Source organism: Micromonospora sp. CNZ299 (assembly GCF_002754415.1).
On record NZ_PEFG01000001.1, the window covers coordinates 5,086,117 to 5,110,643 of the forward strand.

The window sequence follows — 24,527 nt, forward strand, 5'->3', positions numbered from 1 at the left end:
TCGACATGGCTGACGCACACGCGGTGGTGGTGGGCGCCGGAATCGGCGGGTTGAGTGCCGCGCTCGCCCTGCACCGGCACGGGTGGCGGGTCACCGTGCTGGAACGCGCCGCCGAGCCGCGCGAGGTCGGCGCCGGCCTGACCCTGATGGCCAACGCGCTGCGCGGGCTCGACGCCCTCGGCCTGGGCCCGGCCGTGCGCCGCGGTGGAGCCGAGGCGCCCGGCGGGATCCGCGACCGGCACGGGCGGTGGCTGTCCCGGGTGGACGGGGCGGAGATGATCCGGCAGCTGGGCACCACCGCGCTCGGCGTCCACCGGACCACGCTGCACCGCACGCTGCGCGAGGCACTGCCCGCCTCGGTGCTGCGGACCAGCGCCGAGGTGGAGCACGTGGAGCCCGGCCCGGACCGCGCCGAGGTGCGCTTCCGGGGGCCTGCCGGCTCACAGACCCTCACCGCTGACCTGGTGGTCGGCGCCGACGGCCTGCGCAGCCGGGTCCGCGCCCAGCTCTGGCCGCGACACCCCGCCCCGGAGTACGCGGGCTCGACGGCGTGGCGGGCAGCCATCGCGTTTGCCGAGCCGGTCCCGGCCGCGATCAGCTGGGGCCCTGGTGCCGAGTTCGGCATGGTGCCGCTCGGCGACGGCCAGGTCTACTGGTACGGCGCGGTGAACGCCCCGCCCGGAGAGCACGCCCCCGACGAACTGGCGGCCCTGCGGGAGCGCTTCGGCGACTGGCACGCGCCCATCCCGGCGCTGCTCGCGGCGACACCACCCGGCGTCGTGCTGCGCAACGACATCCACCACCTGGCCGTGCCGCTGCCCTCGTACGTACGGGGGCGGGTGGCGCTGCTCGGCGACGCCGCCCACGCGATGACACCCAACCTCGGGCAGGGCGCCGGGCAGGCCATCGAGGACGCGGTGGTGCTCGGCGCGGTCTGCGCCGGCGGCGCCGACGGACTGCCGGCCGCCCTTGCGGCGTACGACGAGCAGCGTCGCCCGCGCAGTCAGGCCATCGCCCGGGCGGCGTTCCGGGCCGGCCGCTACGGCCAGCAACTGCGCAACCCTCTCGCCATCGCGGTACGGGACAGCGCGTTGCGGCTCACCCCGGGCCGAGCCGCCCTGCGCGGCATGGCCCGCTATGCGGACTGGAGCCCTCCGGCGGGTTGAACCGGCCCGGTGACCGCCCGGCCGGTCGTCATCGCGGCGTACTCGGGTGAGGAGAGGAACTGGGTCAGCACCTCGACGGCACCCGGTGTCCAGGGGCGGCCGTCGAGCACCTCGTCGCCGGGTACGAAGACCATCGCCGCGCCCTCACCGAGCACCACGTCCTCCTGTCGGGCCCGGGTGCGGCCGAGGAAGTAGTGCTTCACCCAGCCCAGCTCGGGAAACGGTTGCACGGCGATCGGGCGCAGCGGCCCGTCCGCACGCAGGCCGGTCTCCTCCCACAGCTCCCGCTCGGCGGTTTGCTCCGGCGTCTCCCCTGGCTCGCCGTGGCCACCGGGCAGACCCCAGACGTCCGGGTGGTGCGGCGCGTTGCTGTCGCGCAGTTGCAGCAGCAGTCGCCCGCCGGGGTCCACCAGGAGCACACACGCGATAATGATCATTCGGTCAGCCTACGGTCGCCGAACAACTGATGTCGCCCCAAAGCTCCAGAATAGTCATTCGGGCTGTCGTCGGGCTCAAACGAATGCGACAGCGCGCCGGTACAATCGGCGACTGCCTTGTGACCGATCGCTGACTGCCGACTGTGAAAGCGATCACACACACTGAGCCCATGAACAGGAGAGTCAACCGCGGTAAGGCACTCCGCGTCGCGGTGTGTCTCGTCCTTCTCGCCGCGCTGAGCAGTTGCATGCAGCTCAACATGGGCCTCACCGTCAACGCCAACGACACTGTCGACGGGCAACTGCTGCTGACGGCCGAGAAGTCCGTGCTGAGCGCCCGGAACAAGAACATCACGGCCGCCTTCGCGGAGCTGCGGCAGAACATTCCGGCCCTGCCCGCCGGAGAGGAGACCGGGTACGAGGACAGCAAATTCTTCGGCTCCCAGATCAGTTATCGCAAGGCACCGCTGGCGGGTTTCGACACGGAGAGCGTGAAACTGGTCCGGGACGGCGACCTGTATCGCTTCACATTGCCGCTCGACCCGAAGAAATACGGCGGAAAGGTCGCGCAGCAGAATCCGCAACAGCAGCAGGCCTTCCTCAAGCTCATGTCGTTCGAGATCTCGGTGACATTTCCCGGCCGGGTGATCGACAGCAATGGCACGGTGAACGGCCGGTCGGTCAGCTGGCGTGTCGACTCCAACCAGGACAAGCCGAGCGAGCTGCGGGCCGTCGCCGAGGCGCCACCCCGAACGTCCGCCTCGCCGGCCGCCGCCGGGGACGACGGCGGGGGGTTCCCGTGGCTGCTGGTCGGCGGCGGCGCGCTCCTGCTGCTGCTGCTGCTCGCCGCGGTGGGCGTACTCCTGGTGCGCCGCCGGCAGGCCGCGACGCCGGCAGCGCCCGGCCCGACGCCGCCCGGTCCGACGTCGCCGGGCCCGCCCGTCGGCGCCCCGGGGCCCGGCTGATCCACCTGGTGGCCGGCTCAGCCGGCCACGCCCGGCCCCGGCCGCCCCCGAGACGACGGCGACCGGCCCCGGTGTTCCCCACCGGGAGCACCGAACCTCACCACCACCACATCCCGGTCGCACCATCGCAGAAAAGGGGGATCGCCGTGAACGATCTCTTCACCTGGGCAGCTCTGGGGACCATCGCCGGCGCGAGCGCCGCCACCCTGCTGGCCACCAACGTCATCGGCGGGCTGCTCGGCCCGAGCGGCGACAAGTTCCGCAAGTGGATCGCCATCGGCATCGCACTGCTGCTGTCCTACGTGACAGCGGCATTCGCTGACGACGCCGGCGGCGAGAAGTGGGTCATCGCGTTCTTCAACGCCCTGGTCATCTTCTCCGCCGCGCTCGGCGTCAACCAGTTCCCGCCCGGCAACCGACAGGCGACGCAGCCGTCGCCGACCCAGGTCGCACAGGGTCGTGAGCCCCGAGTCTTCCGTTCCTGGGTTTGAGGGTGACGTCATGGTCTTCGGAATCATCAGCGCGGCGGTCCAGGTCAGTCTTGGCGCCCTGTTCGGTTTCCTCGCCGGTGGCACGATCGGGCTGATGGTGGGCGCCGTCGTGGGCCTGCTGGTCGGCGCGGTCTTCGGCTGGGCGGTGGCCTCCGCCGGGGTGTACGCGCCGGACGCGCGCGGCATCTTCCTCTTCGTCGTCGACCACACCTGGAGTCTGCTCAACACGGTCGTCGGCGCCATCTACCTGGCCGCACACCTGATCTTCGGGCACTCGCTGGACCGGCCCACCTCACAGGGCAGCGGACGGGTCAGCGTGGTGGAGGGGGTCTCGCCCCGCTACGCCACCACCATCGGCACCGTCTGCGCCGGCTCCAGCTCCGGCATCCAGCGGCACGAGGACGTGCACATCTTCCAGGGTCGCCTGCTCGGGCCGCTCTACATCCCCCTCGTCCTGGCGAACTACGTCCTGTTCACCATCGCCCCGGTGTGGCTGCTCTACCACGACCACGCCAACGCCCCGATCAACCGCTTCACCCGGTACTTCGAGATCGGCGTCTACCCGCACGTGTGGAACGAGGCCATCGCGTACCGGATCCAGGGGACGCCGCCGCGATGACCACTGACGGGCGCGGACCGATCGAGACGGCCACCGCCGAGCTGGTCGCCTGGCTGACCAGCGCGGCGGGGGAACCGGTCCCGGTCGGCCCGCCCCGCACCGACGGCGACGCCGACGGGCTCACCCTCTGGCCGCTGGAGCTGCGCCCGGCCCGGCAGACCCGCTCCAGCGGCGCGGTCCGTGAGCCGTACCGGTTCACGGTCCGTTTCCTGCTCTGCGTGACCGGGCCGGCCGGGTTGCCCCGGCTGGACCGGGTGCTCACCGCCGCGACCAGCGACGGCAGCTATCCGGTCGTCCTGGAGGCCGGTGACCCACCACTGTGGGCGGCGTTCGGCTCGGCACCGCGCCCGGCGCTGCTGATCGACGTACCCGCGCAGGTGGACCACCCGACCCCGGCCGCGCCGCCGGTGCTGCAACCGCTGCGCCTGCGGCAACTGGGAGTGCGCGCCCTCGCCGGCCGGGTGGTCGGTCCCGAGGACCAACCACTGGCGGCGATGCGGGTCGAGCTACCCGGCACCGGGTCCGCCACCCGTACCGACCCCGACGGCCGGTTCCTGATCGTCGGCATCCCGCACGACCCCGAGCACCCGGCTCCGGTCCGACTCCGGCTGACCGGGCGGGGCCTCGTCCTCACCGCCGACGTCGACCCCACCGAGGCCGACATCGTCATCGTCTGCGCGCCACCGACCCACTGACACCCACCCGCACAGGAGGACCGATGCCCAGCTACTTCTCCCCCGGCATCTATGTCGAGGAGGTCCCGAGCGGCGCCCGACCGATCGGCCCGGCGAGCACCAGCATCGCCGCGTTCGTCGGCATCGCACCGGACCGCTCCGCCCACCTGGGCAAGGCGGTGCCGGTCAACAACTGGACCGAGTTCCTGCGGCTCTTCGCCGGCGGTGAGCGGGTGGAGAGCACCCCGCTGGCCCGGGCGGTCTTCGGCTTCCTGGACAACGGGGGCGCCCGCTGCTGGGTGGTCAACGTGGGTGAGGGCGGCGCGATCACCGGCAGCGGCCAACGCCGTGGCGGTCTGCAACTACTGGAGGCCGTCGATGAGATCTCCATCATCGCGGCGCCCGGCTTCCATGACGTGGTGTCGCACGAGGCGCTGCTCAGCATGGCCGAGCGCACCCGCACCATGGTCGCGATCTGCGACCCGGCACCGGACATCGACGACATCTCCGCGTTGACCCGGGTCGCCACACCGTCGTCGGGAAAACCCCCCAAGCCCGCCGAGAGTACGGGCGGCGGCTCGGGCGGTCCCGGTGGCGGCTCGACCCAGCCGGGCGGCTCCGGTGGGCACGAGGGGGCGGCCTACCGGCCCCGGCAGTCCGAGTTCGGGGCCTTCTACTACCCCTGGCTGCGGGTCCGCGACCCGATCAGCGGCGAGTTGGAACTCACCCCGCCGAGCGGGCACCTGGCGGGCATCTGGGCCCGCACCGACGCCCTGCGCGGAGTGCACAAGGCACCCGCCAACGAACCCGTACGCGGCGCCGTCGACCTGGGCTACCTGGTCACCCGACCGGAACACGACGTGCTCAACCCCAAGGGCGTCAACGTGATCCGCTATTTCGCCGGTGAGGGCATCCGGGTCTGGGGTGCCCGTACGCTCGCCGCCGAGGCCAGCGAGTGGCGCTACCTCAACGTACGGCGACTCAGCATCGCCATCGAACAGGCCATCGCCAACGGCACCCGGTGGATGGTGTTCGAGCCCAACGACTTCACCCTCTGGCGCTCGATCCGGCGTGACATCGGGGCGTTCCTCACCCGGGTGTGGCGCGACGGCGCGCTGCTCGGGCGCAGCCCCGAGGAGGCGTTCTTCGTCAAGTGCGACGAGGAGACCAACCCGCCGGACGTCCGCGACGCCGGCATGGTGATCGCCCACATCGGCATCGCCGTCGTCAAGCCCGCCGAGTTCGTGGTGTTCAAGCTGAGCCAGTGGGCCGGCGGCACCGAGACCGAGACGATCGGAGGCTGACATGCCCACCACCGCCACCCCGCAGCCCGGCGCCCCGGTCGACCCGTACCGGGCGTACAACTTCCGGTTGCTCATCAACGGCGTCACCAACGGCCACTTCACCGAGATGACCGGGCTGGAGGTGAACATTCCCGGGCAGCCGTACCGGGAGCACGGCCTGGGCCGGATGCGGATGGTGCCCGGCCAGGCCGAGTACGAGCCGGTGACGCTGCACTTCGGCCTCACCGCCTCCCGCGAGCTGTGGGACTGGGTGAACGCCACAGCGCAGGGCACCCTCAACCGGCGCAACGTCTCGGTTGTGCTGCTCGACTCGGTCGGCACCGCCGAGGTGCTGCGCTGGAACCTGATCGACGCCTGGCCCACCCGGTGGCGTGGCGCGCACCTCAACACCCTCAGCCACGAGATCGCCATCGCCTCGTTGACCCTGCGCTACGAGGGACTGGAGCTGGAGACCGGCGGTGCCACCGCGCCGACACCCGCGTAGCTGGCTGGCCGGCCGGCTGCGCTCGGCCGCCGGGGCGGTGCAGCGCCTCGCCGGCCGGGTCGAGCCCACCGGCCACCTCCCGCAACGGCCGCCCCCGGACGCGCCGACGGACGCGCCACGCCGCTTCGGGGAACCCCCGCGGCACTGGCTGGACCTGGTCGCCGCTCACGCCCCCGGTCTGCTCCGCGACCTGGACCTCGACGCGTCCCCGACCGACGCCGGGCAGATCCGGGGCCACGACGACCAGCAGGACGGCCCGGCGACAGCTTCCGTGCCCCCGCCGGACGGACCGATCCGGGGGGCGGACGGGCCGATCCGGTGGGCGGACGAGCCGAGCCCGTGGGACACGACGGATCGACCCGGCACGCCGGCCGGGGAGGACACCGGGCGCTCCACCGGCACTGACGGATTCCGCGCCGACGGCACCCGTGGCGGGTTCGGCGACACCGCCGGCACCAGCCGGACCGGCGCGGTCACCCAGGCCGATGCTCGGGGTGGTCGTGTCCTGTGGTCAACCGGTACGCCGGGCAGCTTCGGCGCACCGGGCGGCCCCGCCACGGCGGGCGGCGTCGGACCCGTGGACGGCACCGGACGCGCAGGCACCCACGCAACGGTCGGTGACCTCGGAACGGCTGGCCGGCACAACATCGCAGGCCAGCACGGCACCGACGGCACGGCGACCGGCGTCGACGGCAGGGCCATCGGCGTCGGTGGCACGGCATCCGGCGTAGCCGTGCCGCGCACGGTGGACGGAGCCGGCAGGTCGGGCGGATCCCGGTCAGCGGGCGGGACGCGGCGGTCGGACGGCGCGCCTGACGGCCTGGCGAGCGGCAGCGCGATCCGCGGCGGCGGTGCGGTCGGCGGCGGCGGCGGCGGTGCTTACGACGCCGCGGAGACTCCCGGGGGACCCGGCGGGGGCACGCCCTTCGAGCCGTCGGGTCGGCACATGCCGGGCCGGATGCGGGACGGTTGGCGCTCGCCGTTTCGGCGGGGCCAGTCGACCGGGTCGGCAAGACCGTTCGGACCAGCGCCACGGGGCGACACCCCGGCCGTAGGCGGAGACGGGCTGCCCCGAGCGAGCGACCGTCCTCTCGCCCCTGAGGAGTTCCTGGACGGTCTCGATCCCTCCGGCCCCAACTCCACCGCCGACGGCACGGGGCGGGGCGGGCTCGCGGCGGTCGAGGCCGCCGACAACGGTCCGTGGCCGGCGCTACCCGGCGAACGGAGGTGGTCCGAACAGCACGCCGGCCCGCGCCCGGGACAGCACCGCGACCAGCGCGCCGGGCACCCGGGTGGGTGGCATGACGGCGACGTCGGAACGGCCGGGGCCGGGAGCGGCGGGTCGACGCGCGATCCGGGTGGCGGAGGGTGGCCGGTGAGCAGGGCGTTCGGGCCGACGGCGCGGACCACTGACCCGTGGCCTGCTCTGCCCGACGACGGAACGTTGTGGACGGTGCCGGGTGACGCCCTGGACGCCGCCCAGCTCGGTCGACTGGACCGGGAACAGGCGGGCGACTGATGGAACGCGTCGCCTTCCTCATCGACTCCTCCGGGGAACGGGTGGACTGCCTGCTCAACCCGGAGACCGTGCAGGTGACCCGGCTCGCCGGCGTACGCCATCGGGGTGTCGTCGGCGGGCAGCTCACCGGGTCCGGGCTGGCCGACGACCCGCTGGTCTTCACCGGTGGGGGCCGCACCGAGCTCGTGCTCGACCTGCTCTTCGACGTCGACTTCGTCCAGGCGCAGGTCCGTCCCGCCGACGTGCGGGTGCTGACCCGTCCCCTGTGGATGCTGGCGGAGAACTCCACAGCCGAGCACGGGTGGCTGCGACCACCGCTGGTCCGCCTGGTCTGGGGCAAGACGTGGAACGTGCCCGGTGTGATCATCGCGGTGGCGGAGCGGTTCGACGCGTTCACCGGCACCGGGTCACCCCGACGCTCCTGGCTGCGGCTGAAGCTGGTCCGGGCCGCCGAGACGGCCGATCAGGCGGAGGCCGGCTTCGCCGAGGAGCTGGCAGCCGCGAGCACCCCGACCGCCGCACCGGGCGGTGCGGTGATCCCCGCCGGCGACGGTGCCGCCGAGCCGGGCCGTTCCGGGGTGCGCTTCGACCTGCTGGCCAACGACGCGCTCGGCTCGCCGCTGCGCTGGCGCCTGCTGGCCGAACACAACCGGATCACCGACCCGCTGTCGGTGCCGGCCGGCACCACGCTCGCCGTGCCACCACCCGGCGCGCCGAGCGGCGGATCGGTGCTGGGTGCGGTGACCGGCGCCGCGCGGGCGCTGGCCGGCGCGGTGGGCGCCGGCGCGTCGTTCGTCGGCGCCTCGATCGCCACCGCGCCCGCCGCCTGGGGCCCGACGGGCCCCACCGCCACCGGCACCAACCCGGGGGGTACGCCGTGACGAGCGTCGCGCCCCGGGCGTTGATCGTCGTGCTCGACGGCGTCGAGCTGGCCGGCGCGGCCCGTCAGCGGATTCGCTCGCTGCGGGTGGCCGCACGGCTCGACCAGCCCACCCAGGCCGAGTTGGTGCTCGCCACCAGCGCCGGGACCGGCGCGTTCGACCCGGCGGTCCGCCCCGGAACGACCCTCGACGTACGGCTGACCGATCACGCCGATGCCCTGTTCGGTGGAGAGGTGACCGCCGTGGAGGTCGAGTACGCCGCCGACGGCGCGGCGGTGCTGCGGTTGCGGGCGTACGACCCGCTGCACCGGTTGCGCAAGCGGCAGGGGTTGCGGGTCTTCACCTCGGTGACCGCCGCCGAGCTGGCCCGGGAGCTGTGCGGCGACGTGGGGCTGGAGGTGACGGCCGAGGTCGACGGCCCACGGCTGGAGCGGCTGTTGCAGCACCGGCACAGCGATCTGGACCTGCTGCGCGAGGTGGCCGGTCGGGCCGGGCTGCACCTGGCCGCCGATGGTGACGGGGTGCGGCTGGTCACCCTCGCCGGTTACGGGGAGCCGGTCGCGTTGACCCTCGGCGCGGGCGTGCACACCCTGCGCCTGTCCACCAACGCCGACCAGGCCAGCGGTGCGAGCGTGGCCCTGGGCTGGCACCCGCAGCGGGCCGAGGTGATCAGCCAGCAGGCCGACGACGCGCGCTGCGGTCGACCCGCCGGCGACCGCCCGGACCCGGCCGACGTGGGTGCCGACGGGGTGCGCACCGCCGTCGACCAGCCCGGCCGCAGCGACGACGAGTTGGCGGCGCTGGCCCAGGCGCGACTGGACACCCGGGCGGCGGCGCTGGTCACTGCCGAGGGGGTGGCCGAGGGCGATCCAACGCTGCGGCCCGGCCGGCGGATCGCCCTGACCGGTGTGCCCGATCCGGTCGCCGGGGCGTACGTGCTGACCGAGGTGGTGCACACGGTGGACGGCAACGGGCACCTGACCCGGTTCTCCACAGTGCCGCCGGTCGCCCCTCCGGCCCCGGCCGGCGGGACTGTGGTCACCCTGGGCACCGTCACCGACGTCGGTGACCCGGACGGGCTGGGCCGGGTCCGCCTGACCCTGCCGGCGTACGGGGACCTGGACGCCGGCTGGCTCGCCGTGCTCTGCCCCGGCGCGGGCCGGGGAAAGGGCCTGGTGGCGCTCCCCGACCCGGACGACACCGTGCTGGTGGTGCTGCCCGGAGGCGAGCCGGCCTCGGGCATCGTGCTGGGTTCGCTGTTCGGCGCCGTCGAGCCGTACGACGCGGGCATCGACGACGGCCGGGCGCGGCGCTGGACGCTACGCACCGCGGGCGGGCAGTCGATCGTCGTCGACGACGTGCAGCGCAGCCTGCGGCTGGCCACCGAGGGCGGCAGCTATCTGGAACTGACCCCCGACCTGGCCACCCTGCACGCGGCGTCCGACCTGGTGATCTCCGCACCCGGCCGGGCCATGGTGGTGCGGGCCCGCAGCGTGGACTTCCTGCACGCCGAGTCGACCGAGGACCCGACGACCGCGGCGAGGCAGGCCCGTTCCCTCGCCCGCGCCCACCACGAAGGAGGCAGCTGATGCGCTGGATCCACAGTGACTCCGTGATCACCTGCGACCACGACGGCCGGGTCGAGAACCGGCCCTCGCAGCAGTGGGTGACCGTGACCGCCGTACCCGTGCTGGTGGACGACGACCCGGAGGGCCGCGACATCGTGGCCTGCCCCAACTACGGCCCGACGATCAAGCCGTGCGGCAAGACGCTGAACGTCCGCGTCGGCTACAGCGACTGGCTACGGGTCGACGGGCACCGGGTGCTGCTGTCACACCTGGAGGGGTTCACCGACGGCACGCCGCCGGGGTTGGTCCACCACACGGTGCGGGACCCGCGCCAGCGGTTCCTGGGGGCGGACCGATGAGGGCCTTCCGCTTCGTCGGCGCCGGCTTCGACGCCGGCCGGAGCGGCGGGTTGGCGCTCACCGCGGCCGGCGGCCTGGCGATGACCGAGGGCGACGAGAGCGTACGGCAGGCGTTGTTCCTGCTCCTGTCGACGACACCCGGCGAGCGGCTGATGCGACCCGGGTACGGCTCCCGGCTGCACCGGTTGGTCTTCGCGCCCAACGACGACACCACGGCCGGCCTGGCCATCCACTATGTCCGGCAGGCCATCGCCCGCTGGGAGCCACGGGTCGAGGTGATCGACGTGGACGCCGGGCCGGATCCGGACGACGCGTGGCGGCTGGTGATCCGACTCGACTACCGGGTGCGGGCCAGCCTGACCCCCGGGCAGCTGGTGTTCTCCGTGGATCTGCTCCCGGTCGACGATCCCGCGCAGGGAGGACCCTCATGACGCTGCCCGTGCCGCACCTGGACGATCGCGGTTTTCTCGACCTGGTCACCGAGGCCCGGGAACGGATCCGGCAGTCCTGCCCGGAATGGACCGACCTGTCGGCGCACGACCCCGGCATGGCGCTGGTGGAGGCGTTCGCGCACCTCACCGAGGTGATGATCTACCGGTTGAACCAGTTGCCGGAGAAGGCGTACGTCTCGTTTCTGAACCTGCTCGGGGTCTCCCGGCACGCGCCCACCGCGGCCTGGGCGGACGTCCGGTTCACCCGCAGCGGCACCGACCGCGGCGCGGTGCGGGTCCCGGTCGGTCTGCGGGTCGCGGCGGCCCGGGGCGCCGACCCCCGGCCGGTCGTGTTCGTCACCACCGAACCGGCGCTGCTGCCCGCCGACGAGGAGTCGGTGACGGTCCGGATGCACCACTGCGACCCGGTCGAGGCGGAGCTGCTCGGCGTGGGCACCGGCCAGCCCGGTCAGGTGCTGCGGGCCGCCCATGCTCCGCTGACGCACACCGCCGAGGCGCTGGACCTGCTGCTCGGTGTGGAGGTGCCGTCCGGCACTGTGGAGCTGGGCGCGGCGGCCCGCGAACACGACGGCCGCACGTTCGAGATCTGGCGACCGGTGGACAGCTTCGCCGGGCTCGGGCCACAGTCCAAGGCGTACCTGGTGGATCGCTGCTCGGGAACCGTCACCTTCGCCCCGGCCCTCGACCTGCGACCCCCCGCCGCGCCCGGCCAGCTCCCGGCGAGCGGGGCGACGGCGGTGACAGTGGCGGCCGTGCCGCCCGCCGGGCGACAGATCCGACTCTGGTACCGCGCCGGTGGCGGGCCCACCGGCAACGTGGCGGCGGGCACCCTGACCAGCCTGCGCGATCCGCTATCCGGGGTACGCGTCGACAACCCCACGCCGGCGGCCGGCGGCCGGGAGATGGAGGCGTTGGAATCGGTGCTGCTGCGCGGCCCGTACGAGTTCTTCGCGCAGCAGCGGGCCGTCACCGCCCGCGACTTCGAGGTGCTCGCCACCAGCTCCGGCGCGGTGGCGAGGGCCCGCGCGTTCACCCGTGCGGCGGTGTACAGCTTCGCAAGGCCCGGCGAGGTCGAGGTGGTGCTGGTCCCGTACGTGCCGCCGACGGCCCGCCCCGGTGGCCGGCTGCCGGTGGCGGTGCTGCGCGAGCACGAGGTGCCCGAGGCGCGGCGTCGGGTCGAGGCGGACCTGGAGGAACGCCGGATGGTCGGGATCCGGTCCCGGGCGACCTGGGCGCGCTTCAAGGCCGTGTCGGTACGGGCTCGGGTGGTGGTCCGGCGCGAGGAGGACGTGGACGCGGTCCGCAGCCGGATCCACGACCGGCTGCACCAGACGTTGAGCCCGCTGCCGACCGCGCTCAACCCGACCGGCTGGCCGTTCGGGGAGCCGCTGCGGGCATCCAACGTGTACCGGCTGCTGGAGCACGCCGAGCCGGGCGTGCGCTACGTCGAGTCGGTGCGGTTCGTGGTCGACGAGGCGCCCGACGCGGAGGTCCGCGCCCTCGCCGTCGACCAGTACCAGCCCCGCACCTGGTACGCCGGTCGCGGCCCGGTGCTGTTCCGTTCCAGCAACGGCGGCGCGGGGTGGGAGCCGGCCGGCCGCTTCGACGGCGAGACGGTGCTGCGGGTGGCGCCCGCGCCCGCGCCGGTGCGGCCGGGCATCGTCGCGCGCCCCGGCTCGGTGGCCGTGGTGACGCTGCGCGCGTCCGGTGGCTCCCGGGTGCACCTGAGCACCGATCTGGGCGAGACCTGGTCGCTGCTCACCGACCTGGACTCGCGGATCTCCGACGTGGCCTGGCTGGACCGCGACGGCGCGGGCGCGCTGCTGGTGGCCACCGACACCGGCCTGTACGAGGTGTCGTTGCTGCCCGGTGCGGTGCCGTTGCAGATCCTGGTCGACCCGTCCGACGCCGACCGGGGGTTCTACGCGGTGCGCGCGTTCGTCTCGGAGCGCGGCGCGCCGGGTGTGGCGGTGGCGGCGCAGGCCAGTTTCGGGGTCTACCTGTCGACAGCGGGTGGCCGACCCGGCAGCTTCACCCACGTCGGCCTGTCCAACGTGGACAACCGGGTCCTCGCCGTGCAGTACGACGGCCCGGCGACCCTGCTGTGGAGCGGCGCCGGCGAGCCGGACCCGAAGAAGCCCGGCCAGGGCTGCCACCGCACCCGACTGTTCGAGTCCGACGTGAAGTGGCAGAGCATGCAGGCCGGCTGGATCGGCGGCACCTGCCGGGACCTGGCGTTCGCCGGGCCACTGGCGGTGGCGGCCACGCAGAGCGGCGGGGTGCTGCGGTTGGACACCCTGGCCGCGCAGCCGCAGTGGCAGTCGGTGTCGGTCAACTGCGGGCTGCCGCTGCGCGACCGGACCCGCTTCGTACCCGTCGACGCCATCGCCGTGAGCGGTCCGACGGCCGGCGGCGCGGCCGGCGGGCCCGGTGCGGCGGAGCGGCTGATCCTGGCCGGCGGCGAACGCGGCGTCTACCGCAGCGCCGGGGCCGTCGACTGGACGCCCAGCGCCAACCAGGCCACCGCCGACGTGGTGACCGTCCCGAATACCTGGCTGCTCTGCTCCGGCGAGCACGACATCGAGGTGGTGCGCCAGGATGCGACGCTCGGCGATTGAACGGCTGCTGCCCGCCGCCTACCAGCGGGCCTGTGTGCCCGGCAGCGTGCTCTGGACGCTGCTGGACGTGATGGAGGCGCTGCACGCCCCGGACGAGGCGATCCTCGCCGAGGTGGACGCCCTGTTCGACCCGTACCGGGCGCCGGACGGGCTGGTCGTGCGCCTGACGCGGTGGGTGGCGATGGACCACGTGGTGGCCTCGCCCCGGCCGGACACCCCCCTGCCGCTGCCCGTGGGTCGGCTGCGTGACCTGGTGGCCAACGCCGCTCTGCTGGCCCGGTGGCGCGGCACCCCGTACGGGATGCGCAGAGCCCTCGAACTGGCCACCGGGTTGCCGGGCTTCGCGATCGACGAACCCGACGAGCAGCCCTTCCACGTCGTGGTGCGGGTGCCGGCGGCCGCCGCCGGCCAGCTCACCGTGATCACCCGCATCGTCGAGGCGGAGAAGCCCGCCTCGACGACCGTCGAGATCGTTCTCGAAGAGGAGTCGTCATGACCACCGAGTGGGCGGTCGTCGCCGCCGCCGAGCAGTTCACCCTCGACCCGCGCAACAGCGGCGAGCTGACATTCACCGTCTCCAACCCGGGCACCGCACCGGACACAGTGGTGTTCGACGTGGCCCCCGGCGACGGCTCCCAGCGGGCGTGGTTCACCGTCGCCGAGCCGCAGCGGGTGGTCCCCGGGCAGGGTTCGGTGTCGTTCCTGGTCAAGCTCGCCGTGCCCGCCGGCACCCCACCCCGGCGCTACGACATGACCGGCTTCGCGTACTCGGCGAACACCGCTCCGGAGGAGAGCTCCCGCTCCAGCGGTCGGGTCACCTACGAGGTGCGGGCGGTCGCGCCGCCACGGCGTACCCCGTGGTTGTGGATCGCCGCGGCGGTGGCGTTGGTGCTGGTGGTGGTGACGGTGGGGGTCGTCCTGCTGACCCGTGACGGCGAGCCGGCCCCCGGTGAGCCGCGGGTGGTCACCGTCGAGGCGGAGAGCCTGGTGGACGCCGCGGTGCTCAAGTCGCCGCAGAACAGCAAGGCGGCAGTGGGTGCGCAGCCCAACTGCTGCGGCGTGACCTGGTCCGGGGACAAGCAGCTGTTCTTCACGGGGCTGGCGATCGGCGATCAGGTCACCGTGACGGTGCAGATCCCGGCCGACGGCACCTGGCGGTTCGCGACGGTACGGACAACGGCCCCCGATTACGCCAACACCGTCTTCACCATCGACGGCAGCCAGGTCGGCGACACGTTCCTCGGCTTCACGCCGAAGGTGCAGAAGACGGAGTTCCTGGACGTCGGAACGGTCCGCCTGGCCAGGGGGCCGCACCAGGTCACGCTGCTGGTGGTTGGCAGGACACAGGGCACGAACTTCTACTTCGCCGGGGTCGACACCATCCGGTTCACCGAGGTCGTGGCGCAGGCCGTGACGCGATGAGCGGCCGGCAGAAGGCGCTGCTGGCGCTGGTCGCCGTCCTGCTGGTGGCGTTGTTCGTGGTCGCGGTCGGCGCGGGCGGTGGCGACCGGGGTGACCCGGGCGCCCGGCGCGGGTTGGTCGACCGGTTGGGTGCGCTGGGCGCCGAGCGCGCGGCGGTGGACCCGGCCACGGTCAGCGCCGACTGCCTTGCCGAGGTCGGCCGGCTGGTCTTCTCCGGCGGTTGCGTGCTGCGGGTCGCCGACCCCGGCGGGTCACGCACCCTGGTGCTGCGTAGCACGGCGCGGTTCACGGTCGTCGCGCCTGCTCCGGGCGACGCCGACCTGACCATCCGCGACGAGGTGGAGCCGGCACCGGACGGCACCGGCGCGGTGGCGAAGGTCGCCGTGGACCAGGCCACCGAGGTCGGCGTGCGCTGTCCCGGCCTGGGTTCCTGCACGGTCGTCGTGGCCGCATCCTGACCGGCTCGTTCCGATTCGAGAGGAGGCCGCCGTGGGTGACCTGCGCAAGCCGTTCCTGCTGCTGGCCATGCTCGCCATCGTCCTGGCGATCGGCGTGGAGCTGGGCGCCGGGCTGCTGCTCGGCGGCGCCGACGCCGGCGCGGCCCTCGCGGACAGCGCCGGAGCGCTGGACGTCGAACTCGACGACGTGTCCGGGGTCAGCGAGCCGTCCGGGCGGGGCACCGGATATCTCGCGTTGATCGACGCGGTGGCGGTCTGGAGCACCGGGCTGTTCTGCCTGGCCCTGCTGCTGCCCGAACGCGTCCAGGGCCGGGTGCAGGGCGTCGCCGGCCTGATCTTCTCGATCATCCTGATCATCGTCGCGCTGATCGCGCTGGTCGTCGCGTTCGTCGAGCTGACGATCATGGTGTCGCTGTTCCTGGCCGCCCCGTTCGGCACACTGGCGTACCTGGCCCTGTGGGGGTTCTTCCCGGTCGGCGAGGCGGCGGTGCTGCTCGGGCTGGTGCTGCTGCTCAAGCTCGTCTGGGCCGGGCTGCTGGTGGCAGCCCAGCCGCGATTCCTGCAGAACAAGGGTCTCGTCCTGCTGATCCTCACCACACTGCTGTGCACTGTCGTGCTGGAGTTCCTGCACAACCTGGTGCCGGTGATCCTGGTCAGCATCGTCGACGACGTGGCGGCACTGGTCTTCGCGATCATCGCGATCATCTGGGGGCTGGTGCTGCTGATCGGCTCGATCCCGGCGATCGTCAAGGCCATCCGGGTCACCGCCGCCCTGCCAGCCCGGACCGGCGGCCGTCAGTGACGGCCGACGGCTCTCGGTACGTGTCGTGCCACGGATGCCTGGTCGCCGCGAGGATCAGCTCGGCTGGTCCGTCACGTCGGACAGGTCGAGCACGGCGATCGCCTCCAGGGTGTAGGTCTCCAGTTCGTCGAACCAGTGGGGATACGACCCCCGCTGGCTGAAGAAGCGGATCGTGGCACCCTGGAGGGCGAAGTCCTCGTCGTCCACGTCCACATGTATGGCGACGACCGCCAGGAGCGTTTCCGAGCCCAACAGGCCGTGCGCCCCCGCCAGCATCCGTCGCGCGAAATGCAGACCACGGGACGCTGCCCTGGGTAGGAAGTCACTTCTCTCCCTGTCCAGGTCGTCGAGCGAGACATGGACGTCGTTGATCTCGTACTCACCGTCGCCCAGGGCGGTCGCCGGGATGTCGCGCAGGCGCTTCGGCCGGTGTGAGACCAGGAGGAGCGCGCCACTCGGCTCCACCACCCAGCCAGCATCGACCGTGTCCTGCTCCAACTCTGGCACCGTCGGCTGGTCGGCGGCGAACGCCGCATTGCGGAGCAGGCTCCGCATGGCGGCGTTGGTCCTCATCACGGACGTGGGATCTCCATGCACTTGAATGCCCTGGTGACGGCTCTCTCCGGATTGTAGTGATACCTCCGGGGCCGGCGGTTCGCTTCGGACACCGCCACGGCTCGGTGCTCGCCGCCGCCACCCTCCTGCAACCACCCCCGCCCGTGCTGGCCAGGGTCTCGCTGTTGACCTGTGGCCCGCCGCTGCGCAACACCTACGCCGGTCACCGACCTGCCGGCACCGCCGCGACCAGATTGGCGACCCGGCCGCGGTCGAGCGTCCCGTCGGCCACCCAGACCCGGTACCGGCCGTTCCGCGTCTCGCCGGCGGGCACCACGGCCGGTCGGTCGAACGCGAACGCCACGCAGACCCCCGGGTACATCCCGGTCCGTACGAACCACCGGTCGCCCGGCCCGAGACCGGCGAAGACCAGGGTGTACGCCCCGCCGCCCGGCCCGGTCCCGGTCAGCGCGAGCCACGGTGCCGCGCTGCCGTTGACGGTCTCCTCCCCCGCCGCGTCGGCGGTGAACACCGCTGGTTCCCCGTCGGCGGCGGCCCGCCAGAAGAACCCGCCGTAGCCGGCCCCGCCGGGGCGACCGTTGGTGGCCGGGCTTCCCAGGCGCACCTCCCGGTCGGCCGGGGCGGTGAGGGCGGAGTCGAGGTCGAGCCGCCAGACGTCCGACGTTGCCGCCGACACGGCGAGCCGTCTCCGCTCGCTCAGCAGGGTCCGGCCGGCCGGATCGCGCCACCGGAGGTCGTGCGCGTACCGGTCCGGGGACCGCTCGGCGTCGCCGACGTGCGCGATCCGCCCGTGGTCGTCGCGCCAGGTGTAGCCGACGTCACGCACGTAGGTGCGCCCGCCCCAGAGGTTGGTGCCGTTGACGTCCTGCACGGCCAGGGAGGCCCCGAGGTGCCACACGTGGTCGGCGGGCAGCGCGTCGGTGACCACCGTGCCGCCCAGGGTGCGTACCGGGTGCAGGTACGGCCGGGGCCCGTGCCGCGCGTCCAACACCGGGTCGAGCACGTACCGGGCCACCTCCGTCCCACCGACCAGCAGCCCGATCTGCTCGTCGGTCGTGGTGGCGTCGGCGGGCCCGGCGGCCCTGGCCGGACGATCGGCGGTCATGGCAGCTCCGGGTGGGCGGGAGCCGGTGCGGCGCCCGTCGCGAACCGCTGACGGCCGGCGACGGCGTGCAGGGCGGCCACTGTGTAACCGGCGAGGATCGGCACAGCGACCGGGGTGACCAGCACCGCGAGCAACCCGGCCAACGCGGTGACGCCGGTGAGCGCAGCCCAGCGGGTGGGCGCGTCGAGGCAGGCGCGGGCGGCGGACCGGGTCGCCGCCCGCCACCGCCCGCCCCCGTTGCCGCCCACCTCGACCACGACCAACCCGGCGTACCCGGCCAGGCCGGCCGCGACCAGTGCCGTCACCAGCAGCGCCACCGGGCCGCCCGGCACCCGGCCGGTGGCCAGTGCCGCCAGGTCGGCGGCGAGAAGCCCGGCCACGGTGAGCGCGAGCAGACTGACCGGCGCGCCGGGCAGCACCGAGCGCCCGAACCGACGCACTGTCGTCCGCGCCGACGGCCAACTGCCGGTACGCGTCCAGTCGTGCACCGCCGCGCTGGCCGTGCCGACCGCCGCCGCGGCGGTGACCAGTGGAACCGCCGCCAGCACCAGCAGGATGCCGAGCAGCGCCAGGTCGGCGGCGTCGCGGGCGACGTCGCGCCAGTCCCGCCGCTCGCCGGCCTCCTCCGGTTCAGCCCTTGATGCCACTGGTGTTGATCCCCTCGACGAGCATTCGCTGGAACGCGACGAAGAACAGGAACACCGGCAGCAGCGACAGCACCGACATGGCGAACATCGGCCCCACCGCGCTCTGGCTGGTCGAGTCGATGAACAGCGTCAACGCGACCGGCACTGTGTAGTCGTCCAGTTGGGACAGGAAGACCAGTTGCCGGAAGAAGTCGTTCCAGGTCCAGATGAACGAGAAGATCGCCGTGGTGACCAGCGCCGGGCGGCTCAGCGGCAGGATGATGTGCCGGAAGATGCCGTACGGGCCGGCGCCGTCGATCCGGGCTGCCTCGTCCAGCTCGCGCGGAACGCCGCGCATGAACTGCACCATCAGGAAGACGAAGAACGCCTCGGTGGCCAGGAACTGCGGGATGAGCAGTGGCAGGTAGGGCCAGTCGCCGCCGACCAGCCCCAACGTCCGGAACAGGATGTACTGCGGCACGATCAGGACGTGCTGCGGCAGCAGCAGCGTGCCGATCATCACGGCGAACCACATGCCGCGCAGCCGGAACCGCAGCCGCGCGAAGGCGTACGCGGCCAGCAGGCAGGAGAGCCCGTTGCCGACGACGGTGAGCAGGCTGACCATCGCGCTGTTGAGGAAGAACCGGCCGAAGCTGACGTCGAAGTTGGACCACCCGGCGGTGTAGTTGCCCGGGGTGAACCGCTCGGGCAGCAGCCCGAGGTTGTTGACGATCTCCTCCTGGGACTTCACCGAGGTCCCGATCATCCAGAACAGCGGGTAGAGCACCACGGCGACGATCGCCACCAGGATGAGCAGCCGCAGCACCGGCCGGCCGCCGGGCCGTCGGCGCGCGTTCGGCGGCGCTGTGGTCGGCGCCGCGCTCGTCGGGGTCACCGTCACCATCACCGGTCCTCGCCGTCGGAGTAGTGCACCCAGAACCGTCCGGTGCTGAAGAAGATCGCGGTGATCACCGCGATGGCGAGCAGGAACACCCAGGCCATCGCGGAGGCGTAGCCCATGTCGAGCTCGGTGAAGCCGGTGATGTAGAGGTTCAGCGTGTACATCAGGGTGGAGTCGACCGGGCCGCCGGTGCCGTTGCTGAGCACGAACGCCGCGGTGAAGCCCTGGAAGCCGTTGATGGTCTCCAGCACCAGGTTGAAGAAGATCACCGGCGAGAGCATCGGCAGGGTGACGTTGCGGAACTGGCGGAACCGGCCGGCGCCGTCGACGGAGGCGGCCTCGTACAGCTCGGTGGGCACCTGCTTGAGCCCGGCCAGGAAGATCACCATCGGTGCGCCGAACTGCCAGATGGCCAGCACCATCAACGTCTCAAGGGCCCAGTCCGGGTCGTTGACCCACGGCTTGCCCTGGATGCCGAAGAGGTTCAGCAGTGAGTTGAACGCGCCGTCGCGGTTGAACATGTTGACCCAGACGATGGCCAACGCGACGCTGCCGCCGAGCAGCGACGGCAGGTAGAACAGCCCGCGGAACAGGCCCACGCCACGCCAGGCGCGGTTGAGCAGCAGCGCCACACCGAGCGCCGCGGCCAGCTTCAGCGGCACGGCGATCAGCGCGAAGGTCAGTGTCACCCGCACCGCGTGCCAGTACGACGGGTCGGCGGTGAACATCCGTTCGTAGTTGGCCAGCCCCACCCACTGGACCTCGGAGAAGGGGGTGAGGATGTCGTAGTTGGTGAAGCTCAGGTACAGCGACAGCAGCATGGGGACCGCCGTGACACCCATCAAGCCGATGAGCCACGGCGACAGGAAGACGTACCCCGCCAGACCTTCGCTGTGCCGGAAGCGCCCGGGCCCACGCCTTGCGGTGTGGGCCCGAACGGATCCGGGGCCGCGTCGGGTCGGGTCGGGCGCCGTGGTCAACGCCACGAACAGCTCCTCTCCTAGCCTGGTGAGGCGGTCAGGCGATGGCGGACTTGCACGCCTCGATGAACTGGGCGGCGGCCTCGGCGGGGGTGGCCCGGCCGTACTGCGCGTTCTCGGCGGCCTTGATCAGCTCGGACTTGACCTTGCTGTGCCCCTTGATCGGCACCTGCGGCGACTTGCCGAACTTCTGGGTCAGCTCCGCCTCCACGGCGATCGACTGCTTCATCGCCGGGTCGGTGGTGTCGTCGCTGACCACCCGGCGCAGGTCCAGGTTGGACGGCAACCCGCGGTCGGTGCCGAGCAGCTTGACCGCCTCCTGGTCGTTGTTCAGGAAGTTGATCACGTCGACCGCGACGTCCTTGTGCTTGCTGCCCTTGAACACCGACCAGTACATCGAGGCCCGGGCCCACTGCGCGCTGGGGTCACCGGGGTAGGCGATCACGCCCAGCTCGTCCTTGGTGTTCTTCTTCAGGTCCGGCATCTGGTTGGCCCACACCCAGGAGGTGGCCGACTTGCCGGTGACCACCAACTGCTTGGTGACATCGCTGGAGTTGCCCTCGTGGATGACGTCGGCGCTCGGCGTGGCCTTGCGGTCCCGGGCACCCTTCCACAGATCGAACCACCTGGTCACGTCCTCGGCGGTGAAGCCCAGCTCGGAGCCCTTGTAGAGGTCCTTGCCCTGCTGCCGGAGCCAGACCCAGAACGCCTTGTAGTCGGCGCTCGGGTCCTGCGTGCCGGGCACCTTGGTCTTGACGGTGACCTGCTCGGCCCAGGCGATGTGCTCCTCCCACGACATTCCGGTGGTGGGCTCGGGCAGGTTGTTCCTGGTCAGCAGCGTCTTGTTGTAGACCAGGCCCTGGGTGTTCTCCCCGGCGGCCAGACCGGCGAGCTTGCCGTCGACCACGCCGTACTGCCAGAGGCTCTCGGGGAACTTGGAGGTGTCCAGCTTTCCGGACTTCTGGTAGGAGGTCAGGTCGAGCGTGGTGTTGCGGGACGCGTACTCGGCCAGGTAGTTGTCGTCGATCTGGAACAGGTCCGGCGGGTTGCCGCCAGCGGTGAGGGTGGCCAGCTTGTCGAAGTAGCCCTGGTTGGCCTGCCAGGTCTTCTCGAACGTCACGTTCGGGTGCTTCCTGGTGTAGAGCGCGAGGGCGTCCTCGGTCAGCTTGGCCCGGGCGTCGCCGCCCCACCAGAAGATGGAGAGCTTGACCGGGGCGTTCGGGTCGGCCGCGCCGCCGCCGTCGTCGTCTCCGCAGGCGGCGGCTCCGAACATCAGCGGCGCGGCGACCGTCACGGCGAGCAGGCCGCGCAGCAGGCGCCGCCGAGGCAGCGCGGTACGGTGATTGCGCCCGGCAGGCGCGTTAGTGGTGGGGGGCGTTGCGGGGTGCATGTGCGCTCACTCCTCGGCATTAGGAGGCGACGGCGTCACCGGTGGCCGCGGTCGGGATGCCCGGGCCCGCAGGGCAATGCGGGTCCGGGCCAGGCGGCGCGGCCAGGGGACGTGCCGGTCGGGCGTACGGGCCCGGGCCGGTCGAGTCGCGGATGACCAGGTCGGTCTGGAGCATTACCTGTGCGGTGGTACGACGGACGCCGAGCGCCGTGCCGGCACCGAGCCCTCGCGCGCCGCGCGGTGATTCGGTGTCCTGTTGCAGCAGCATGTCGACGGCCGTCCGGCCGGCGGCCCCGGTGGGTGTGGCCACCGTCGTCAGTTTGGGGCGGGTGAGCCGGCTCAGGGCGATGTCGTCGACCCCGACGACGCTCACCTCCTGCGGCACCCGCACCCCGAGCGCGTCCAGCCCCTCGATGAGGCCGATCGCCATCAGGTCGTTGTAGGCGAGCACGGCCGACACACCGCTGCGCCGCACCTGCTCGGCGATGGCGGAGCCGCCGGTCTCGGTGGGCGCGTTCGGGCCGAGCACTGTCAGCTCCGCACCACCCGCCCGGGCGGCAGTGCCGGCGGCGCGGCGCATCTCCCGGTTGGTCCACGAGCTGCGCGGGCCACCGAGCAACGCGATGCTGCGGTGCCCCAGGCCGATCAGGTGCTCGATCGCCGCCCGGGCACCCTGCCCGACGTCCATCAGCACGCAGGGCAGGCCGGTCACCTGTCGGTTGACGACCACCAGCGGCACCTCACGGCTGAGCTGTTCGATCAGGCTGTTGCTCATCCGAGGACTGCACAGCAGCACCCCGTCCACCTGCTTGGCCAGCGCGTGGACCAGCTCCTCCTCGGCGGTCGGATCCTCGTTGGTGTCGGCCACGAAGACGTGGTAGTCGCGGTGCCGGGCCTGACTCTCCGCCGCCTTGATCAGTGGCGGGAAGAACGGGTTCGCGATGTCCGCGATGATCAGCCCGATGTTGTGCGTACGCCCGGTGATCAGCGCCCGGGCGGCCCGGTTCGGCCGGTAGCCCAGATCCTCCGCGCAGGCCAGCACCCGGACCCGGGTCTCCGGGTTGACCAGGTGCGGAGCGGAGAAGGTGCGGGACACGGTGGAGATGTGCACACCGGACGCCCGAGCGACGTCCCGGATGGTGACTGGCACGGCGGCCCCCTTCGTCCGATGTGGTGGTGGTCACGTGGGTGTGGCCATTAATGCAAACGGTTGCGCCAGTGTCAACGGTGGATGGTTACGGCTTTGTTGCACCCACACTCCCCTTGGTGACTTGCTGCCCCGCAAACACGGATATTTGCCGCCGATTGCGTCACCCTCGTTGACGCAGTCGGATCGATCGTGATTACTTCACTGCAAACGTTTGCAGGATCACCGGGAGGCGACCGCATGTCACCGAGAGTCGACGGCCGGGTCCGGTACGCCGTCGTGGGCACCGGCGCACGGGCGGAGATGTTCGTCCGCGCTCTGGTGCTCGGCCACGCCGACACCACCGAGCTGGTCGCGTTCGCCGACGTCAACCAGGCCCGGATGGACGCGCACAACCGCTGGCTGGCCGAGCTGGGCCACCGCCCGGTGCCCACGTACCCGGCGGGTGACTTCGCTGCCATGCTGGACTCCGAACGCGTCGACGTCGTCCTGGTCACCAGCGTGGACGTCACCCACGACGAGTACGTGGTGGCCGCGCTGCGCGCCGGGCGGGAGGTCGTCACCGAGAAGCCGATGACCGTGGACGCACCGCGCTGCCGGCGCATCCTGGACGCGGTCACCGAGACCGGCGGTCGGGTGACTGTCGCGTTCAACTACCGCTACAACCCGCTGCACGAACAGGTCCGCCGGCTGCTCGCCGAGGGCGCGGTCGGTGAGATCGGCTCGGTGCACTTCGAGTGGCTGCTCGACGTACGCCACGGCGCCGACTACTTCCGCCGCTGGCACCGCGACAAGGCCACCTCCGGCGGGCTGATGGTGCACAAAGCCAGCCACCACTTCGACCTGGTCAACTGGTGGCTGGCCGCCACCCCCGTCGAGGTGTACGCGGCCGGCCGGCTGTTCTTCTACGGCGAGGACGGCAGCCGGCACGGCTACGCCCGCGACTACGACCGGGCACACGGCTCCCCCGCCGCCGTCGACGACCCGTTCGCGCTGCGACTCGACGCCCACCCCCGGCTGCGTGAGCTGTACCTCGACGCCGAGGCCGAGGACGGCTACCAGCGCGACCGCAACGTCTTCGCCCCCGGCGTCAGCATCGAGGACGACATGGCGGTGCTCGCCCGTTACTCCACCGGCGCCACGATGACCTACCACCTCACCGCCTACGCGCCCTGGGAGGGTTACCGGGTGATGGTCAACGGCAGCCGGGGCCGGCTGGAGCTGGAGGTCACCGAGAACGACTTCGTCGACCGGGGCACCGCCGGTGCCGTCAAGGGCGCCGCCCTGCACGGCACGGAGGCGCCGGCCGAGGGCGGTGGTGCGACCCTCACCCTGCGCCCGTTCTGGCAACCGCCCCGACAGATCCCCGTCGAGGGTCGCAGCCGGCACGGCCACGGTGGCGCGGACGCCCGGATGACCGCTGTGCTCTTCGGGGGTCAACCCGACCCCCTGGAGCGCGCCGCGACCGCCCACGACGGCGCGTTGGCCCTGCTCACCGGCCTGGCTGCCAACCGGTCCTTCGAGACCGGTCAACCGGTCCGGGTCGCCGACCTGCTCACCCCCCGCTGACCTGGAGACGAGGA

At 72.5% G+C, this 24,527-nt stretch carries 26 protein-coding genes; 18 read left to right on the forward strand and 8 right to left on the reverse strand.

What is annotated here, in order from left to right; genetic code table 11:
* The first annotated feature begins 5 nt into the window (after positions 1-5).
* On the forward strand, positions 6-1,166 hold the full coding sequence (locus CLT68_RS23205; protein ID WP_099857519.1) for an FAD-dependent oxidoreductase: 1,161 nt from the start codon (positions 6-8) through the stop codon (positions 1,164-1,166).
* On the opposite strand, the gene CLT68_RS23210 is transcribed toward CLT68_RS23205, so the two are convergent.
* Entirely contained in the window at positions 1,136-1,603 is a 468-nt protein-coding gene (locus CLT68_RS23210) for an NUDIX hydrolase (RefSeq protein WP_099853982.1), read from the reverse strand. The two genes, CLT68_RS23205 and CLT68_RS23210, sit on opposite strands and share 31 nt — an antisense overlap.
* Positions 1,604-1,773: 170 nt before the next feature.
* Here CLT68_RS23210 and CLT68_RS23215 point away from each other — a divergent pair, with 170 nt between their 5' ends.
* From CLT68_RS23215 to CLT68_RS23290, 16 genes are all read left to right on the forward strand, one after another.
* Positions 1,774-2,568: an LppM family (lipo)protein gene (locus tag CLT68_RS23215; protein ID WP_099853984.1), complete on the forward strand. Its 795-nt coding sequence runs from the start codon at positions 1,774-1,776 to the stop codon at positions 2,566-2,568.
* 146 nt (positions 2,569-2,714) lie between these two features.
* Positions 2,715-3,059 carry a hypothetical protein gene (locus CLT68_RS23220; protein WP_099853986.1) on the forward strand — a complete coding sequence of 115 codons (345 nt, stop codon included), beginning with the start codon at positions 2,715-2,717 and terminating at the stop codon, positions 3,057-3,059.
* A 10-nt stretch (positions 3,060-3,069) separates the two neighbouring features.
* Positions 3,070-3,678, forward strand: a complete 609-nt coding sequence (locus CLT68_RS23225) for a glycine zipper family protein (protein ID WP_099853988.1) — start codon at positions 3,070-3,072, stop codon at positions 3,676-3,678.
* Complete coding sequence (locus CLT68_RS23230) at positions 3,675-4,373, forward strand: carboxypeptidase regulatory-like domain-containing protein (RefSeq protein WP_099853990.1); 699 nt, start codon at positions 3,675-3,677, stop codon at positions 4,371-4,373. The genes CLT68_RS23225 and CLT68_RS23230 overlap by 4 nt, the downstream gene beginning before the upstream one ends.
* A gap of 23 nt (positions 4,374-4,396) precedes the next feature.
* On the forward strand, positions 4,397-5,656 hold the full coding sequence (locus tag CLT68_RS23235; RefSeq protein ID WP_099853991.1) for a phage tail sheath family protein: 1,260 nt from the start codon (positions 4,397-4,399) through the stop codon (positions 5,654-5,656).
* Position 5,657: 1 nt separating this feature from the next.
* Complete coding sequence (locus tag CLT68_RS23240) at positions 5,658-6,140, forward strand: phage tail protein (protein ID WP_030327509.1); 483 nt, start codon at positions 5,658-5,660, stop codon at positions 6,138-6,140.
* Positions 6,115-7,659 (forward strand): hypothetical protein, encoded by a 1,545-nt coding sequence (locus tag CLT68_RS23245; protein WP_099853993.1) that lies wholly within the window; start codon positions 6,115-6,117, stop codon positions 7,657-7,659. Before CLT68_RS23240 ends, CLT68_RS23245 begins: the two co-directional genes overlap by 26 nt.
* On the forward strand, positions 7,659-8,540 hold the full coding sequence (locus CLT68_RS23250) for a CIS tube protein (RefSeq protein ID WP_099853995.1): 882 nt from the start codon (positions 7,659-7,661) through the stop codon (positions 8,538-8,540). The genes CLT68_RS23245 and CLT68_RS23250 overlap by 1 nt, the downstream gene beginning before the upstream one ends.
* The gene (locus tag CLT68_RS23255; RefSeq protein ID WP_099853997.1) at positions 8,537-10,129 is read left to right on the forward strand and encodes a contractile injection system protein, VgrG/Pvc8 family; all 1,593 of its coding nucleotides are present in this window, start codon (positions 8,537-8,539) and stop codon (positions 10,127-10,129) included. The genes CLT68_RS23250 and CLT68_RS23255 overlap by 4 nt, the downstream gene beginning before the upstream one ends.
* A complete protein-coding gene (locus CLT68_RS23260; protein ID WP_099853999.1) occupies positions 10,129-10,467 on the forward strand; it encodes a hypothetical protein in 339 nt (112 codons plus the stop codon). The genes CLT68_RS23255 and CLT68_RS23260 overlap by 1 nt, the downstream gene beginning before the upstream one ends.
* A complete protein-coding gene (locus CLT68_RS23265) occupies positions 10,464-10,898 on the forward strand; it encodes a GPW/gp25 family protein (RefSeq protein WP_099854001.1) in 435 nt (144 codons plus the stop codon). The genes CLT68_RS23260 and CLT68_RS23265 overlap by 4 nt, the downstream gene beginning before the upstream one ends.
* On the forward strand, positions 10,895-13,537 hold the full coding sequence (locus tag CLT68_RS23270) for a putative baseplate assembly protein (protein ID WP_099854003.1): 2,643 nt from the start codon (positions 10,895-10,897) through the stop codon (positions 13,535-13,537). Before CLT68_RS23265 ends, CLT68_RS23270 begins: the two co-directional genes overlap by 4 nt.
* On the forward strand, positions 13,518-14,033 hold the full coding sequence (locus CLT68_RS23275; protein WP_088948417.1) for a phage tail protein: 516 nt from the start codon (positions 13,518-13,520) through the stop codon (positions 14,031-14,033). Before CLT68_RS23270 ends, CLT68_RS23275 begins: the two co-directional genes overlap by 20 nt.
* Entirely contained in the window at positions 14,030-14,959 is a 930-nt protein-coding gene (locus tag CLT68_RS23280) for a hypothetical protein (RefSeq protein WP_099854005.1), read from the forward strand. The genes CLT68_RS23275 and CLT68_RS23280 overlap by 4 nt, the downstream gene beginning before the upstream one ends.
* Complete coding sequence (locus CLT68_RS23285) at positions 14,956-15,417, forward strand: hypothetical protein (RefSeq protein ID WP_099854007.1); 462 nt, start codon at positions 14,956-14,958, stop codon at positions 15,415-15,417. The genes CLT68_RS23280 and CLT68_RS23285 overlap by 4 nt, the downstream gene beginning before the upstream one ends.
* Positions 15,418-15,448: 31 nt before the next feature.
* A complete protein-coding gene (locus CLT68_RS23290; RefSeq protein WP_099854009.1) occupies positions 15,449-16,219 on the forward strand; it encodes a hypothetical protein in 771 nt (256 codons plus the stop codon).
* A gap of 54 nt (positions 16,220-16,273) precedes the next feature.
* Here CLT68_RS23290 and CLT68_RS23295 read toward each other — a convergent pair whose 3' ends face one another.
* The 7 genes from CLT68_RS23295 to CLT68_RS23325 all read right to left on the reverse strand — a co-directional run bounded on the left by CLT68_RS23295 (position 16,274) and on the right by CLT68_RS23325 (position 22,947).
* Positions 16,274-16,792 (reverse strand): hypothetical protein, encoded by a 519-nt coding sequence (locus tag CLT68_RS23295; RefSeq protein ID WP_143743227.1) that lies wholly within the window; start codon positions 16,790-16,792, stop codon positions 16,274-16,276.
* A gap of 205 nt (positions 16,793-16,997) precedes the next feature.
* A complete protein-coding gene (locus tag CLT68_RS23300) occupies positions 16,998-17,900 on the reverse strand; it encodes a DUF6807 domain-containing protein (RefSeq protein WP_099854013.1) in 903 nt (300 codons plus the stop codon).
* Positions 17,897-18,547 (reverse strand): hypothetical protein, encoded by a 651-nt coding sequence (locus CLT68_RS23305; protein ID WP_099854015.1) that lies wholly within the window; start codon positions 18,545-18,547, stop codon positions 17,897-17,899. The genes CLT68_RS23300 and CLT68_RS23305 overlap by 4 nt, the downstream gene beginning before the upstream one ends.
* A complete protein-coding gene (locus CLT68_RS23310; protein ID WP_099854017.1) occupies positions 18,531-19,430 on the reverse strand; it encodes a carbohydrate ABC transporter permease in 900 nt (299 codons plus the stop codon). Before CLT68_RS23310 ends, CLT68_RS23305 begins: the two co-directional genes overlap by 17 nt.
* On the reverse strand, positions 19,430-20,413 hold the full coding sequence (locus tag CLT68_RS23315; protein WP_099854019.1) for a carbohydrate ABC transporter permease: 984 nt from the start codon (positions 20,411-20,413) through the stop codon (positions 19,430-19,432). Before CLT68_RS23315 ends, CLT68_RS23310 begins: the two co-directional genes overlap by 1 nt.
* A gap of 31 nt (positions 20,414-20,444) precedes the next feature.
* Positions 20,445-21,797: an extracellular solute-binding protein gene (locus CLT68_RS23320; RefSeq protein WP_099854021.1), complete on the reverse strand. Its 1,353-nt coding sequence runs from the start codon at positions 21,795-21,797 to the stop codon at positions 20,445-20,447.
* Between the two features lie 19 nt (positions 21,798-21,816).
* Positions 21,817-22,947: a LacI family DNA-binding transcriptional regulator gene (locus tag CLT68_RS23325; RefSeq protein ID WP_099854023.1), complete on the reverse strand. Its 1,131-nt coding sequence runs from the start codon at positions 22,945-22,947 to the stop codon at positions 21,817-21,819.
* Between the two features lie 237 nt (positions 22,948-23,184).
* On the opposite strand from CLT68_RS23325, the gene CLT68_RS23330 reads away from it, so the two are divergent.
* Positions 23,185-24,513 carry a Gfo/Idh/MocA family protein gene (locus CLT68_RS23330; RefSeq protein ID WP_099854024.1) on the forward strand — a complete coding sequence of 443 codons (1,329 nt, stop codon included), beginning with the start codon at positions 23,185-23,187 and terminating at the stop codon, positions 24,511-24,513.
* The last annotated feature ends 14 nt before the right edge of the window (positions 24,514-24,527 follow it).

Excerpts from the sequence above, each read along its gene's own strand:
- CLT68_RS23205 (WP_099857519.1), top strand. The coding sequence starts at position 6 with ATGGCTGACGCACACGCGGTGGTGGTGGGCGCCGGAATCGGCGGGTTG.
- CLT68_RS23210 (WP_099853982.1), bottom strand. The coding sequence starts at position 1,603 with ATGATCATTATCGCGTGTGTGCTCCTGGTGGACCCCGGCGGGCGACTG.
- CLT68_RS23215 (WP_099853984.1), top strand. The coding sequence starts at position 1,774 with ATGAACAGGAGAGTCAACCGCGGTAAGGCACTCCGCGTCGCGGTGTGT.
- CLT68_RS23225 (WP_099853988.1), top strand. The coding sequence starts at position 3,070 with ATGGTCTTCGGAATCATCAGCGCGGCGGTCCAGGTCAGTCTTGGCGCC.
- CLT68_RS23230 (WP_099853990.1), top strand. The coding sequence starts at position 3,675 with ATGACCACTGACGGGCGCGGACCGATCGAGACGGCCACCGCCGAGCTG.
- CLT68_RS23235 (WP_099853991.1), top strand. The coding sequence starts at position 4,397 with ATGCCCAGCTACTTCTCCCCCGGCATCTATGTCGAGGAGGTCCCGAGC.
- CLT68_RS23240 (WP_030327509.1), top strand. The coding sequence starts at position 5,658 with ATGCCCACCACCGCCACCCCGCAGCCCGGCGCCCCGGTCGACCCGTAC.
- CLT68_RS23250 (WP_099853995.1), top strand. The coding sequence starts at position 7,659 with ATGGAACGCGTCGCCTTCCTCATCGACTCCTCCGGGGAACGGGTGGAC.
- CLT68_RS23260 (WP_099853999.1), top strand. The coding sequence starts at position 10,129 with ATGCGCTGGATCCACAGTGACTCCGTGATCACCTGCGACCACGACGGC.
- CLT68_RS23265 (WP_099854001.1), top strand. The coding sequence starts at position 10,464 with ATGAGGGCCTTCCGCTTCGTCGGCGCCGGCTTCGACGCCGGCCGGAGC.
- CLT68_RS23270 (WP_099854003.1), top strand. The coding sequence starts at position 10,895 with ATGACGCTGCCCGTGCCGCACCTGGACGATCGCGGTTTTCTCGACCTG.
- CLT68_RS23275 (WP_088948417.1), top strand. The coding sequence starts at position 13,518 with ATGCGACGCTCGGCGATTGAACGGCTGCTGCCCGCCGCCTACCAGCGG.
- CLT68_RS23280 (WP_099854005.1), top strand. The coding sequence starts at position 14,030 with ATGACCACCGAGTGGGCGGTCGTCGCCGCCGCCGAGCAGTTCACCCTC.
- CLT68_RS23285 (WP_099854007.1), top strand. The coding sequence starts at position 14,956 with ATGAGCGGCCGGCAGAAGGCGCTGCTGGCGCTGGTCGCCGTCCTGCTG.
- CLT68_RS23295 (WP_143743227.1), bottom strand. The coding sequence starts at position 16,792 with ATGAGGACCAACGCCGCCATGCGGAGCCTGCTCCGCAATGCGGCGTTC.
- CLT68_RS23300 (WP_099854013.1), bottom strand. The coding sequence starts at position 17,900 with ATGACCGCCGATCGTCCGGCCAGGGCCGCCGGGCCCGCCGACGCCACC.
- CLT68_RS23310 (WP_099854017.1), bottom strand. The coding sequence starts at position 19,430 with ATGGTGACGGTGACCCCGACGAGCGCGGCGCCGACCACAGCGCCGCCG.
- CLT68_RS23320 (WP_099854021.1), bottom strand. The coding sequence starts at position 21,797 with ATGCACCCCGCAACGCCCCCCACCACTAACGCGCCTGCCGGGCGCAAT.
- CLT68_RS23330 (WP_099854024.1), top strand. The coding sequence starts at position 23,185 with ATGTCACCGAGAGTCGACGGCCGGGTCCGGTACGCCGTCGTGGGCACC.